Source organism: Synechococcus sp. R5-13 (genome assembly GCF_047462015.1).
In the GTDB taxonomy this organism is placed as follows: domain Bacteria; phylum Cyanobacteriota; class Cyanobacteriia; order Thermostichales; family Thermostichaceae; genus Thermostichus.
The window spans coordinates 1-13,510 of the sequence record NZ_JANSIL010000001.1 but is presented as its reverse complement, the minus strand read 5'-3'; the positions used below and the strand labels follow the sequence as shown (position 1 = coordinate 13,510).

At 59.3% G+C, this 13,510-nt stretch carries 11 protein-coding genes; 5 read left to right on the top strand and 6 right to left on the bottom strand.

Going from position 1 to position 13,510, the window contains the following annotated elements; all coding sequences use genetic code 11:
- Window positions 1–77 precede the first annotated feature (77 nt).
- Both NW840_RS00055 and NW840_RS00050 read right to left on the bottom strand, forming a co-directional pair.
- Complete coding sequence (locus NW840_RS00055; RefSeq protein WP_414341571.1) at window positions 78–389, bottom strand: PIN domain-containing protein; 312 nt, start codon at window positions 387–389, stop codon at window positions 78–80.
- The gene (locus NW840_RS00050) at window positions 373–606 is read right to left on the bottom strand and encodes a FitA-like ribbon-helix-helix domain-containing protein (RefSeq protein ID WP_071818136.1); all 234 of its coding nucleotides are present in this window, start codon (window positions 604–606) and stop codon (window positions 373–375) included. Before NW840_RS00050 ends, NW840_RS00055 begins: the two co-directional genes overlap by 17 nt.
- Before the next feature lie 279 nt (window positions 607–885).
- Between NW840_RS00050 and carB the strand changes: the two genes are divergently transcribed.
- The gene (carB, locus tag NW840_RS00045; protein ID WP_414329387.1) at window positions 886–4,101 is read left to right on the top strand and encodes a carbamoyl-phosphate synthase large subunit; all 3,216 of its coding nucleotides are present in this window, start codon (window positions 886–888) and stop codon (window positions 4,099–4,101) included.
- A 341-nt stretch (window positions 4,102–4,442) separates the two neighbouring features.
- Window positions 4,443–5,498 carry a photosystem II q(b) protein gene (psbA, locus tag NW840_RS00040; protein ID WP_414341568.1) on the top strand — a complete coding sequence of 352 codons (1,056 nt, stop codon included), beginning with the start codon at window positions 4,443–4,445 and terminating at the stop codon, window positions 5,496–5,498.
- 6 nt (window positions 5,499–5,504) lie between these two features.
- On the opposite strand, the gene NW840_RS00035 is transcribed toward psbA, so the two are convergent.
- The 3 genes from NW840_RS00035 to NW840_RS00025 all read right to left on the bottom strand — a co-directional run bounded on the left by NW840_RS00035 (window position 5,505) and on the right by NW840_RS00025 (window position 9,465).
- Window positions 5,505–7,355 (bottom strand): aspartate kinase, encoded by a 1,851-nt coding sequence (locus NW840_RS00035; RefSeq protein WP_414341566.1) that lies wholly within the window; start codon window positions 7,353–7,355, stop codon window positions 5,505–5,507.
- A gap of 44 nt (window positions 7,356–7,399) precedes the next feature.
- Window positions 7,400–8,935, bottom strand: coding sequence for a site-2 protease family protein (locus NW840_RS00030; protein ID WP_414341565.1), 1,536 nt, complete (start codon window positions 8,933–8,935; stop codon window positions 7,400–7,402).
- A 278-nt stretch (window positions 8,936–9,213) separates the two neighbouring features.
- Window positions 9,214–9,465: a DUF751 family protein gene (locus NW840_RS00025; protein WP_414341563.1), complete on the bottom strand. Its 252-nt coding sequence runs from the start codon at window positions 9,463–9,465 to the stop codon at window positions 9,214–9,216.
- Window positions 9,466–9,998: 533 nt separating this feature from the next.
- On the opposite strand from NW840_RS00025, the gene NW840_RS00020 reads away from it, so the two are divergent.
- The gene (locus tag NW840_RS00020) at window positions 9,999–10,529 is read left to right on the top strand and encodes a hypothetical protein (RefSeq protein WP_238376845.1); all 531 of its coding nucleotides are present in this window, start codon (window positions 9,999–10,001) and stop codon (window positions 10,527–10,529) included.
- Window positions 10,530–10,695: 166 nt separating this feature from the next.
- Window positions 10,696–11,343 (top strand): flavin prenyltransferase UbiX, encoded by a 648-nt coding sequence (locus tag NW840_RS00015; RefSeq protein WP_011431889.1) that lies wholly within the window; start codon window positions 10,696–10,698, stop codon window positions 11,341–11,343.
- Between the two features lie 127 nt (window positions 11,344–11,470).
- Here the strand turns inward: NW840_RS00015 and NW840_RS00010 are convergent, their stop codons facing one another.
- Entirely contained in the window at window positions 11,471–12,589 is a 1,119-nt protein-coding gene (locus tag NW840_RS00010) for an alpha/beta fold hydrolase (protein WP_414341561.1), read from the bottom strand.
- Between the two features lie 101 nt (window positions 12,590–12,690).
- Here NW840_RS00010 and NW840_RS00005 point away from each other — a divergent pair, with 101 nt between their 5' ends.
- Window positions 12,691–13,344, top strand: a complete 654-nt coding sequence (locus NW840_RS00005; protein WP_414341560.1) for a cobalt-precorrin-8X methylmutase — start codon at window positions 12,691–12,693, stop codon at window positions 13,342–13,344.
- Window positions 13,345–13,510 lie beyond the last annotated feature (166 nt).

Below are 13,510 nucleotides of genomic sequence, written 5' to 3'. Positions count from 1 at the left end.
ACTATCAGCTTGCAACGTACAGAGATAGTCTGGCTCATGGGCTTATTGTAGTTTATCCAGACTTTTGACCGGCAAACCTATATAGAGGAGGGCTTTCCTCCCGACACCAAACCTGCGGCTATGGTGCGGGCCTCCAGCCCGAAAATTTGGTGATCGGCATAGTCATCGACAACCGTTTGCAGCCACCTCTCCAGAAGGTTGGCTTGCAGATGATCGCCGCGATGGCTCATGAGTTCAACGCCTCGGCGGAGTTCGCCCAGCGTGATCACGCTGATGTAGATGCGGGCCTCTTGCTCAATGGCAGTTTGAAGAAATTCTTGAACCCCGGAGTTGGCTTGACTGTGTTTGCGCAGCTCACTGATGACGTTAGTGTCAAGCAAATACGTCATGGGCAGTGTTATCTTGCACCCGCTCAAAGTCTGAATCGTTGCCAACGTTAGGTATCGATCTGAGCACTTCGGCAAAGGACTGTTTCGCAGGCTGGAGTAAGACTTGCTCTAGGATTTTGCGGTGTTCGGCCTCTGCACTAACGCCGTGACGACTAGCCCTTTGTTTGAGAGCTTTGACAATGGCTTCGTCAACATTGCGAACAATTAACGTGGCCATAGAGCGTTTCCTCGATCGACAGATCCCTGGGCGGCTTTGCTGCGACGATAGCATTGATATCATCTAAAGTTCAAGTTTTCCCGTCTATTGATACTGATGAAGAAGCTGCCCTTTTGCGGGTTGCCCCAGAGAACTCCTGCCTGCCAGGGATCCAAGCTCTGCCTGCTGTGCATAGCCTTTGAAAGCGCAACACTCAAAAAAGAGGGATCCCGATGAGCAACTTGACCTGCAGGTGACCTCTACAATAGAAGGCTGACTCTGCCACCTGGTGGGATCCCTATGCCGCGCCGCACCGATATCCACAAAATCTTGCTCATTGGAGCGGGGCCGATCGTCATTGGCCAAGCCTGTGAGTTCGACTACTCGGGCACCCAAGCCTGCAAAGCCCTGCGGGAAGAAGGCTATGAGGTCGTCTTGGTCAACTCTAACCCCGCCACCATCATGACGGATCCCAGTATGGCGGAGCGCACCTACATCGAGCCGGTGACGGTGGACTTTGTGGCCAAAATTATCGAGCGGGAGCGCCCTGATGCTTTGCTGCCCACCATGGGCGGCCAGACGGCCCTCAACGTGGCGGTGCAACTGGCCCAGCAAGGGATCCTGGAGCAGTACGGGGTGGAGTTGATTGGGGCCAAGCGGGAGGCCATTGAAAAAGCCGAAGACCGGGATCTCTTCAAGCAAGCCATGCAGCGGATTGGCTTGGCCGTGCCCCGCTCTGGCCTGGCCCACACCCTGGAAGAAGCCAAGCAGATTGCCCAGGAGATCGGCTATCCCCTCATCATCCGCCCGGCCTATACCCTGGGGGGCACCGGTGGTGGGGTGGCTTACAACCAGGAGGAGTTTGAAGAGATCTGCGCTGCCGGCTTGGAGGCCAGCCCCGTTTCCCAAATCTTGGTGGAAGAATCGGTCATCGGCTGGAAGGAGTTTGAGCTGGAGGTGATGCGGGATCTGGCGGATAACGTGGTGATCATCTGCTCCATAGAAAACATCGACCCAATGGGGGTGCACACCGGCGACTCCATCACCGTGGCCCCAGCCCAAACCCTCACCGACAAAGAATACCAGCGGCTGCGGGACTACGCCATCGCCATCATGCGCGAAATTGGCGTAGAGACCGGGGGATCCAACGTGCAATTTGCCGTCAACCCTGCCAACGGCGAGGTGCGGGTGATCGAGATGAACCCGCGGGTCTCCCGCTCTTCTGCTTTGGCCAGCAAGGCCACCGGCTTTCCCATCGCCAAAATTGCCGCCAAATTGGCAGTGGGCTACACGCTGCCGGAGATCCCCAACGACATCACCCGCAAAACTCCGGCCAGCTTCGAGCCCACCATCGACTATGTGGTCACCAAGATCCCTCGCTTTGCTTTTGAAAAATTCCCCGGCGCAGAGCCGGTTCTCACCACCCAGATGAAATCGGTGGGGGAGGCGATGGCCATTGGCCGCACTTTTCAAGAATCCATCCAGAAGGCCCTGCGCTCTTTGGAAATCGACCGTCCCGGTTTTGGCAGCGATAGGCCGGAGGTTTTCCCCAAGCCGGAGGAAGTGCGGGCCAACCTGCGCACCCCCAACCCCTTCCGCCTGCTCACCATCCGCACCGCTCTGCTCATGGGCTTTTCTGCCCAGGAGATTGCCCAACTCACCCACATCGATCCCTGGTTTATCGACAAGCTGCAGGAGTTGGTGGAGGTGGAGCAGGCCCTCAAGGGGCGGGAGCTGGGATCCCTGAGCGCTGACGACTTGAGACACCTCAAGCAAATGGGCTTCAGCGACCGACAAATTGCCCACCTCACTGGATCCACGGAACATCAGGTGCGGGCCTGCCGCAAAAGCCTGGGGGTGATCCCCACCTACAAAACTGTAGATACCTGCGCCGCCGAATTTGAGGCTGCTACCCCCTACCAGTACTCTACCTACGAGAGCGAGTCGGAGATTTTCCCGGCCCGCAAAGAGAAGGTGATGATCTTGGGAGGTGGCCCCAACCGCATCGGCCAGGGGATCGAATTCGACTACTGCTGTTGTCATGCTGCCTTTGCCCTCAGCCGCCTGGGTTACGAAGCGATCATGGTCAACTCCAACCCGGAAACCGTTTCCACCGACTACGACACCGCTGATCGCCTCTATTTTGAGCCGCTCACCCATGAAGAGGTGATGAACTTGGTGGATGCTGAGCAGCCGGTCGGCCTGATCGTGCAATTTGGCGGTCAAACTCCCCTCAAGCTGGCGCAGGGGCTGGCAGCAGCCCAGGCTCCCATCTGGGGAACTTCCCCCGATTCCATCGACATTGCTGAGGATCGGGGGCGCTTCGAGCGCATCTTGCGGGAGTTGGATATTCGCCAACCGGCCAACGGCATTGCCCGCAGCGTGGAAGAAAGCTTGGAAATTGCCCGCCGCATCGGCTATCCGGTGGTGGTGCGGCCCAGCTACGTCTTGGGGGGACGAGCCATGGAGATCGTCTATTCCGACCAAGACCTGCAGCGCTACATGCAACTGGCGGTGGCGGTGGATCCGGATCGTCCGGTGCTAGTGGATCAGTTCCTGGAAGAGGCGGTGGAGGTGGATGTGGATGCCATTGCCGACCGCACCGGCGCCGTAACCATCGGCGGCATTCTGGAGCACATCGAGCAGGCCGGGATCCACTCGGGCGATTCGGCCTGTGTATTGCCCAGCCGCACCCTCAGCCCCGAGGTGCTGCGGGTGATCCGCGAGTGGACGGTGAAGTTGGCCCAAGCTCTGAAGGTGGTGGGCCTGATCAACGTGCAATACGCCGTCCAAAAAGGCCAGGTCTATATCCTGGAGGCCAACCCGCGCGCCTCTCGCACCGTCCCCTTTGTCAGCAAGGCCATCGGCCATCCGCTGGCAGACTACGCCGCTCAAGTGATGAGCGGCAAAACCCTAGCCGAGCTGGGCTTTACCCAGGAGGTGATCCCCTCCCACATTGCCGTCAAGGAAGCGGTTTTGCCCTTCCACAAGTTTCCCGGCACCGACACGCTGCTGGGGCCGGAGATGCGCTCCACCGGTGAGGTGATGGGCATTGACACGGACTTTGGCCGCGCTTACGCCAAAGCGCAACTGGCGGCGGGGCAGAATCTGCCTCTCCAGGGGACGGTGTTCATCAGCGTCAGCGACCGGGATAAACAGGCGGTCATCCCGGTAGCCCGCGAGTTTGTGGAGCTGGGCTTTCGCCTATTGGCCACCGAAGGAACCCAAAAGGTTTTGGCCGAGCACGGGATCCCGGTGGATAAAGTCCTCAAGCTGCACGAGGGGCGGCCCCACGTCATCGACGCCATCAAAAACCATCAGATTCAGCTCATTATCAACACTCCTTCCGGTGTCGAGGCGCAGCAAGATGGCCAAAAGATCCGCCGCACTGCCCTGGCTTACAAGATCCCTCTGGTGACCACCTTGGCAGGGGCCAAAGCCACCGCGGCTGCCATCCGTGCTTTGCAGTCGGGATCCCTGCAGGTGAAGTGCTTGCAGGATTTTTTCTCTGTCTAGGATTCTGGAGGAAAAAAAGCAGGTCCCGGACGGCACCTCTTTCCTAAACCTATCCTTAAGAAACGTCTGCTCAAGCTTGGCTGCCATCAACTGCCAGTGACCGACCTTCGCCGGGAAGCTCTCAAAGACCTCCAAATTGCAACATATCGGTGCTGATTTGTATCGACAAATCCATTTTTTTCACAGTCCCGTTGCGAAAGTTAGGGATCCCTGTCGGCGTCCCTAAAACTGTCTAGCCTGAAAGAAGGAGACGCTTTTGGCGGTCGGCGCGGGAAGAGTTTTGCCCCGTTCAAGGAAGCCGACAAAGCAAAGAATGGTTTTGTCTCTTTAGGAGTTGGCCTATGAGTACGGTAATTCGCCGCTCCTCGGCTGCACGGCAGCTCTGGAGTTGGAATGGCTTTTGTCAATGGATAACCAGCACCGAAAACCGGCTGTACATCGGCTGGTTTGGCGTGTTGATGATCCCGACGCTGTTGGCGGCTGCCTTTTGTTTTGTGATCGCTTTTGTTGCTGCTCCGCCGGTGGATGTGGATGGGATCCGCGAGCCGGTGATCGGATCCTTGATAGGGGGGAATAATCTCATCTCGGCGGCGGTGGTGCCCACCTCAGCGGCCATTGGCCTGCACTTTTATCCCATTTGGGAAGCCGCTTCTTTGGATGAATGGCTCTACAACGGCGGCCCCTACCAACTGATCGTGCTCCATTTCCTGATCGGGGTGTGGTGCTACCTGGGCCGGCAATGGGAGCTGAGCTATCGCTTGGGTATGCGCCCCTGGATTGCGGTGGCGTTTTCCGCTCCGGCGGCGGCGGCTACGGCAGTGCTCTTGGTCTACCCCATCGGCCAGGGCAGTTTCTCGGAAGGCTTGCCCCTGGGGATCGCCGGCACCTTCTACTTCATGCTGGCTTTCCAGGCGGAGCACAATATCCTCATGCACCCTGCTAGCTGGCTGGGGGTGGCCGGCGTCTTTGGCGGCGCTCTGCTGGCCTCCCTGCACGGCTCCCTGGTGATCTCCAGCCTAATCCGCGAGACCTCGGAAGAAGAGTCACAAAATGCCGGCTACCGCTTCGGGCAGGAGGAAGTCACCTACAACTTCCTGGCCGGGCACTACGCGTTCTTGGGGCGGCTGGGGTTCCCCGGCCTGGGCCTGAGAAACAGCCGTTCCGTCCACTTCTGGATGGCGGCCCTGCCCACAGTGGGGATTTGGGCGGCGGCAATAGGTATCGGCATAATGGCCTTTAACTTGAACGGCTTGAACTTCAACCAGTCCATCCTGGACAGCCAGGGCCGGTTCATTCCCACCTACGCCGATCTCCTCAACCGCGCCAACTTGGGGATCCAAGTGATGCACGCCCCCAACGCCCATCATTTTCCCTTGCTGCTGGCGGCTCAACCCTAAGGCAGGCTAGGGGCAGTCCAGCCGGAAAGCGCGGTGAATAGCTTGCAAGGCCGGGATCCCTCGATCCCGGCGCACTACACAGCTCACCTTGATCTCCGAGGTGGCGATCATCTCGATGTTGATTCCCGCCTCGGCCAGAGCTGCAAACAGACGGGCAGCGACGCCGGGATAGGTTTCCATCTCAGCGCCGACAATGCTGACCTTGGCAATGTCGTGATCTGCGTCAACGCCTGCCGCCTGGAGTTCTTCGGCCACCTGCCGACAGACCGCCTCAGCAGCCATCGCTTGATCCTGAGGCACGGTGAAGGCAATGTCGGTGCTGGGGATCCCATTGTGGTAGCCCCGCTGGCTTTGGATGATGGTGTCCACGATGATCCCGGCAGCCGCCAAGCGCCCGAACAAATGGGCGGCAGTTCCCGGACGATCCGGCACTTTGCGAAGGCCCAGCCGCGATTGCTTCAAATCCAAGGCAACACCGCGTACCGGGTGGCTGTCTTGAGGGGCAGCCGGCATCTTTGCCCGATGCAAGTGGGGGATCACCTGGAACGATTCTCCCAGAGCCAAGGCGGCATCACCGGCCCGCTCCGCAGCCACCACACAGCTCACCTTGATCTCGGACATGGAGATCATCTGCAAATTGATCCCGGCCTCGGCCAGCACCTGGAACATTTGCGCCGCGATCCCAGGTCGGCCCATCATCCCCACCCCGGCAATGCTGACTTTGGCCACCGCCTCATCCACAATCACCGCTGCACACTGCAGCTCTTGGCCAATCCGCCGGGCAACGGCTGCAGCCTCGGCCACCTGCGACCGGCTGACCGTAAAGGCAATGTCATTGGTGGGCTGGGGCACGGATCCCTGCGGCAAGGAGTCCGTCCCGCTGGCGCAAGAGGCTGTGAACTGGAGGGACTGCAAAATCAAATCCACATTCACCCCTGCTGCCGCGATCCCCTGAAAGAGCTGGGCGGCAATGCCAGGGCGATCCGGCACCCCCACCAACACCAACTTGGCCTGATCCCGATCCAGCTCCACCGTATCCACCGCCAGGCCCAGCTCGATACTGCTGTCGGCAGCACGAGGACGGGGGGGAGGAGAAAGAATGAGAGTGCCCTCGCATCCCGCCTGCAACGGCTCCAAGCTGGAGCGCACCCGCAGCTTCACACCGTAGTTGCGGGCAATTTCCACCGAGCGGGGATGCAGCACCTGGGCCCCCAAGCTGGCCAGCTCCAACATTTCATCACTGGTGATCTCCGGCAACAGCCTGGCCTCAGGCACCTTACGCGGATCCGTGGTGAAGATCCCCGGCACATCGGTGTAGATCTCACACAGCTCTGCTCCCAAAGCCACTGCCAAGGCCACCGCCGTGGTGTCGGATCCCCCCCGACCCAGGGTGGTGATCTCCAGCTCCGCCAGGCTGGTGATGCCCTGAAACCCGGCCACCACCACCACCTCTTCCCGCTCCAGGTGCTGCCACAGGCGGTCGGTGTGGATGTGCAAAATGCGGGCCCGGCTGTGATCCCGAGTGGTGACAATGCCCACCTGGGCTGCCGTCATGGAAAGGGCAGGACACCCCAGGCGTTGCAGCGCCAAAGCCACCAGGGCAATGCTCACCTGCTCACCGGTGGAAAGGAGCATATCCCATTCCCGCAACTGAGCCGGCGTGGTCGGGGATCCCTGCAATATCTGTTCCCCCAGATCCACAAGGCGATCGGTTTCATCCCCCATTGCCGAGACCACCACCACCACCCGATGTCCCCGCTCCACCGTGTGGGCCACCCGTTGGGCCACGGCTTGGATACGCTCGACAGAGCCGACAGAGGTACCGCCGTACTTTTGAACGATTAAGCTGCGTTCCATGAGAGAAGAACGAGGTCAGGGGCGGTTTGGATCCTACCCCGGATCTAGGCCAAGCCCAGCCCATTTTGCAAAAACGGCGGCACCGGCAGCAGGATCAGCACCAGCAGCGTGAGCATCCCCAGCCCCAGCAGATCCCGGGCCTCGTCCAGTTCCGTCACATCGTTGAGGGCCGGCTCGTCGGCACTGGAAATCACAAACAGCAGCAGCGCCCAGAGCAACAGCCAAGGCTGCACCGTCAAGGCCAGCAGCAGCACCAACCAGCGGGCTACCCGGCCTACATTCGCTCCCATCTGCTGTCCATACACCGCGTGGACAATGTGCCCCCCATCCAGTTGGCCCACCGGCATCACGTTAAACGCGATCACCACCAGCCCCAGCCAGCCGGCAAAGGCCAGCGGGTGCAGCTCGATCACCTGCCCCGGCTGCAACTGATCCCCCAGCACCATGCGGGCCAGAATTGCCAGCAGCACCGATAGGCGCGGGTCAATGCGATGAAAACTAATCGGGGTCGGCTGCCCCTCCGGCACTGCGGGAGGATCTGCAGGCGCCGAAAACACCAGCCCCAGCAACAACATGCCCAAAGCAACAAGGCTCCCTGCCAGCGGCCCGGCGACGGCGATATCAAACAACACCTTGCGGTTGGGCACCGGCTCTTTCAACTGGATAAACGCCCCAAAGGTTCCTAGGACAAAAGGCACCGGGATGAAATAGGGCAGCGAGGTTTTGATGTGGTGGCGGCGGGCCACCCAGTAACGAGTCCACTCATGGGATCCCAAAATGGCAAGGATCCCGACCGCATAGGGCAATCCTTTCATCAGAGAGGGCAAATGCAGCAGCCGGTCAGGGCTAACCCCAGCCGCGTGGGCCCCAGCACTGAGGGTTGTCCAGAAGGTGAATAGCAACAGCCCCAAAGCCAGCAGCGGCAACTCTCGACTGTCCGCCGGGGAGCGCCGCGCCGCCGGGTTGGGCACCAAGGCAAAAAAGGGCTTACCGGCAAACCCCTCCTGCAGCACCACCAAAAAGCGTTTGCCGAAAGTGGTTTCCACGTTTTGCTGCACCCGCTCATAGGCTTCACTGGGATCCGCCCGCAAGTTGCCCCGGCAGATGATCGCCTGGGGGCGGTACTCCACATTTTGCAAATAAAAGACGTTCCAGGGGAAGCAATGGCTCAGCTTCTCCCGCGGCACTTCGGAGATGGGGGTGTGGGCAAGAGCCAGCGAGACCGGATCTGCGGCGCCGTCTTCCTCCTCTTCCTCTGGCTCAGGTTCCCCAGCCGGCGAGGGATCCGCTTCTGGAGAGGAGTTTTCCACCTCTGGCCGAGGGCCTCCGGTTGAGGGTCGAATACCCCCTCGTCTCACCAAGGTCATGCTGGTAAAGTAGGAGGTGAGAAACAGCAGCAACATCAGCAAGGGAGGCAATTCGTACTGAAACACCTGACGCCCCAGCACCCAAACCAAAGGGGGCAGCATCATCACCAGCCACAGGATCCGCCACGGCACCTTCGAAAGGCGGGCTACACTTTTTTGCAGCAGCAGGTAGGTTGCAGAACCCACCAGCGCCAACAGGATCCAATCTGCCATGAGTTCAAAAAACGGAGGAGAACACCTCTACCAAGCTAGCGGCAAATCCAATCCCCTCGCTACAGCTTGCAGCCGGGATCCCTGAAGAGCCAATTGAGGCTTGGCCTGCCCATAGACCGCCACCATTCCGGGGCAAACTTTTCATTCGCGCGAGCGGTGCGGAGCACTTTACTTCTTGTCAGCAGTGGGGCGAAAAAGAGGGATCCCCTTGAGGCGTGCTTATGCTGCCGGCGTCCACTGCACAGCTTCGCCCATGGGCCCCAACCTCAACCCAGTATCTATTCTGGCCAATCTGGCCAAAAGGTATTCCCTGTCATGCCTCGCAGGGTGAAATAAACAAATAGAAGCAACAAAAGGGATCCCAGCGTAACCATAGCCGCCGCTGTTGGACTTTTGCGATACAGGCCGACAAAAGGCTGGAGGCCAGCCCAGATCCCCCCCAGCAAAACGGTAATAAAGTAAGTGGGATAACGGGAGACATTCTCCACAAACTGGTCTTCCAGTCTTCTGGGGGGCTGCGGTTGTGGCATAAGAGGCTGGGGCTCCAACTCCTTTTTTCTCAGTGTGCCATAGGTAGCTGTCAACCATCTGGAGGCTGGCCATCTTCAGGGAACTGGCGGCAACTCAAAAAGTGTAGTCATCTCAAACTAGATTGAGACACTCCCCAAACGCTCCGCGCCGCTGCCGCGACCCCCCAGCTCATCTCTCTGGGAGAGGGGGGTTGGAGAGCAAGGCAACGGAAATGTTTTATTCCTATTCAAAATGACTATAAATCTCCTCCATTGGCGCTCTTTTGGCAGCCGAGCAACCTCGGCTCCCCAGCCGCTGTGGCACCAACCGACCGGTAAGCAGCCTCTCTGCCGCTTGGCTCACAGCCTCCGCGAGGGAGAAAGTCCATCGTCCCCTCATATCAAAAAGAACATCTACTTCACGAAGAGTGGTTGGAGCGAAGGGGAGACTGCGCAGATTCAGGAAACCGAGAACCTGATATGGTAGGCGTTATCCTGCCTGATCTGCTCTTTTGCTCAGTGCAGCCTCCCCTCTTCATAGACTGATGCGAGAATTGCCCTCTGATCCTTCCAATCGTGCCGGCGTACCCTTTGGGGATCAGACCCTGGCTCTGATGCGCGTCCAGGAGGCCCTGGATCAATTGGAGGCAGCCATTCTCAGTAGCCCTCGCCTGTTTTGGTCTCGCACCCTTATTGAAGAGGAAAAGATTCTGGAGCAGTTAGACTTTATCCGCCTGAACCTGCCGACAGCCCTGGAGGAAGCGGAGGAACTGCTGCGCCAGCGGGATCGGATCTTGGCAGAGGCCAATCGCTACGCCCAAGAAATTGTGGCCGCGGCCCAACGTAGGGCTGAGCAGCTCCTCAACGAATCGGCGATTCTGCGACAGGCCCAAGCTCAGGCGGAGCAGTTATTGCAACAAGCCTATCAACATAGTGAGGAGGTGCGGCGACAGACACTGCAGGAATCGGAGCGCCTGCAGCGGGAGGCCCACCGTTACGTGGATCAGGTGTTGCAAGACTTGGAGTTGCGGTTGGTGGAGTCCTTGCGGGTGATCCGCAACGGGCGGCAAAATCTGCAGACCTAACAGAGAAGAGTCAGACTGGGGCTTGAGCGCTGCCTTCAACCTGTGCCAGGAGCATTTTTATCCCGCGTTGTGCAAGTCTTTTGGAGCGGTGGGTTAGGGATCTCCTGAGCAGGCGAGGGACGGCTCCCCTCGCTAGACTTGAGCAGAAGACGTTCCCCAGCGGCCCTTGACATCCTCTCTGCCCATCATCCTTGGCGTATCAGGCGCTTCAGGGATGCTCTATGCTGTGCGCGCTCTGCATGTTCTGCTCAGCCTGGACTACCGCGTCGAAGTGGTGGCCTCCAAAGCGGCCTATCAGGTGTGGCAGGGAGAACAAGGGGTGCTGCTGCCGACAGACCCCCGCAAGCAGGCCCACTTTTGGCGACAGCAAGCCGAGAGCAGCGGTGGATCCCTAGTTTGTCATCGCTGGCAGGATGTGGGGGCAACCATTGCCAGTGGCTCCTATCGCACCCAGGGGATGTTGGTGATCCCGTGCAGCATGGGTACAGTTGCCAAGTTGGCTGCCGGCTTGAGCTCGGATCTACTGGAGCGGGCTGCTGATGTGCAGCTCAAGGAGGGACGACGCTTGGTGGTGGTGCCGCGGGAAACCCCCTTTAGCCTGATCCACCTGCGCAACTTGACCACTCTGGCAGAAGCGGGGGCGCGCATTGTTCCGGCCATTCCAGCTTGGTACCACCAGCCGCGTACCATCCTAGATTTGGTGGATTTTGTGGTGGTGAAGGCGTTGGATCAGTTCGGTATTGATGGCGATCTCATTCGCCGCTGGCAGGGGATGCGCCAGCATCAGATCCTCAAGCTGCCCCCTGATCTCTGAGCGGGATCCCTTTTCCCGGCGGCAGGCTGGGATTTGGCTTGGGGGTGTTCCAAGCTGGGGGGGGGCCCTGTGCCGATAGCCCTCACTTGTGGCACCTTGCCGGGAATAGCTCAGATCACTTGCTGAGCTAGCCGACTCGGGGATCCCGCTGAAGGGGGGTGGGCAAGTCAGGGCAGGTCTCCAGACTGGCCGCCCATTCCCCGATGAGGGTGTTGACCCAGTGAGGCAGCTCGTCGTGGGCGCAGTGGCCTACTCCCGGCAGCTTCACCAAGGTGAGGGCAGGTTGCCAGCGCTTAAATTGGTCTGCCAAAAAACTGGGCACTGCCGGATCTTCTCGGCCCCAAAGTAGCAAGATAGGCATTTTTAGGGTGGGCAGCAGGCGTTTGGGGCTGTCGAAGCGGCGGCAGAGAATGGCCCTCAGACCGTCCAAAAACACGTGGGCTGCCCCCGGCTCAAAGGCCGGTCTCTGGAAGATCTGCACCAGCTCGTCATCCACCTGCTCATCCCGCTTGTAGACATTCTTGATCCAAGCTCGTAGCACCTCGGTTTGTCGCAGCCAGTTGAAGAGGTGGGGATAAGTGAGGGGGCACCCCAGCAACGACAGAATCCCTTCGCAGAGGGCTCGCACCAGAGCATCCCAGGGAGAGGGCAATTCTTCCGGATGGGGCCCATCGGCGCAGCTAATCAAGCACAGGCCCTTCACCATCTGGGGATAGCGGGCGGCGGCAATGACTCCCACCAAGCCCCCGATGGAATGGCCCACCAGGATGCTGGGCTGCTGAATGTGAGTTTGCCAAAACTCGTACACCTGCTCCACCCACAGATCAACGCTGTAGGCGATCTCCGGCTTGGCACTCTTGCCAAATCCCAGCAGGTCGAGGGCATAGACGGAGCGCTGGGATCCCAGAGGGAGAATGTTGTGGCGCCAATGACCCACTGACGCTCCAAATCCATGGATTAAAAGGGCCGGAGCTGCCGTCAAGTTGACGACACCGGCAAGGGTTTGGGCACGACTGGGAGTGTAAGTGAAATGGATGGGCCAGCCCCGCCAATGCCAGGTTTGGGAGTAGCCGTAGCGAGGCAAAGCCGACAAGGGATCCCTGTCGCTACCCGTTGGGGAAGGGGAGGGCGCATCAGCAGAGGAGAAACCGGGATTGCCGACGGAATTGGCGCCGACGGGAGCAGAAGGGGAAGGATGGGAGTCGAGTCCGTGCAAGGGAGAAGTGGGTGATAACAATAGGCTCATCTCCAATTTAGGCTAGACCAATCTTAGTGGTTTCCTCGGCTCATCATTTAATAGGACGTACTTTGCCACCGGTTCTTCTATATCTTCCAGGACATGCCAGCATGACTGTGCCCCTGACTCCAGACCCAATGAATGAAGCCTTCCAGGTAGACCCAATCACTGCTGCCAGCTTCCGCCAGATCGATCAAGAGATTGGCCCCCACCCCTGGCAAGGGATCCCTTATGAGGTGGTGCGCCGTGCCATTCATGCCACTGCCGACTTTGAGCTGCGGGATCGCTTTTTCTTCGGCCCCAACGCCGTTGAACACGCCCTGGCAGCCCTACGGCAAAAGCAGCCTGTCATTGTCGATGTCAGGATGGTGGCAGCTGGGATCCAGTCAGGTCTGAAAGCCCAAGGGATCCCCCTCTACTGTGCTTTGGACTGGGTGGAGGAGCCCCGTTGGCCCGGTCAAACCCGCGCCGCCAATGGGATGGTGAACTTGGCACGCCGCTATCCAGAAGCCCTGTTTGTCGTTGGCAATGCCCCCACCGCGTTGCTGGCTTTGGTGGAGGAGATTCGGGCACAGCGGGTCAAGCCGGCTTTGGTGATCGGAGTGCCGGTGGGATTTGTGGCGGTGGAAGAGGCCAAGCAGGCGTTGGCGCAAACGGATGTTCCCCAGATTCGGGTGGAGGGCCGCAAAGGCGGATCCCCAGTTGCTGCTGCCATTGTCAATGCCCTTCTCTTGGCAGCTCAACGGGATCCCATCCCCAACTGACTAGAATTGAAGGGATATCTTCAGACCTTTCCCATGACCCCAGAACAAGAGGAGTGGCTGATTCGCAACCTTCAGCAACAACAAGAACAAATCCAAGAAATGCGGGCCGAGCAGCAGCGGTCGGCTGAGCGCTTTGAGGCTCAGATGGTTGAGATGCGGCAGGGCT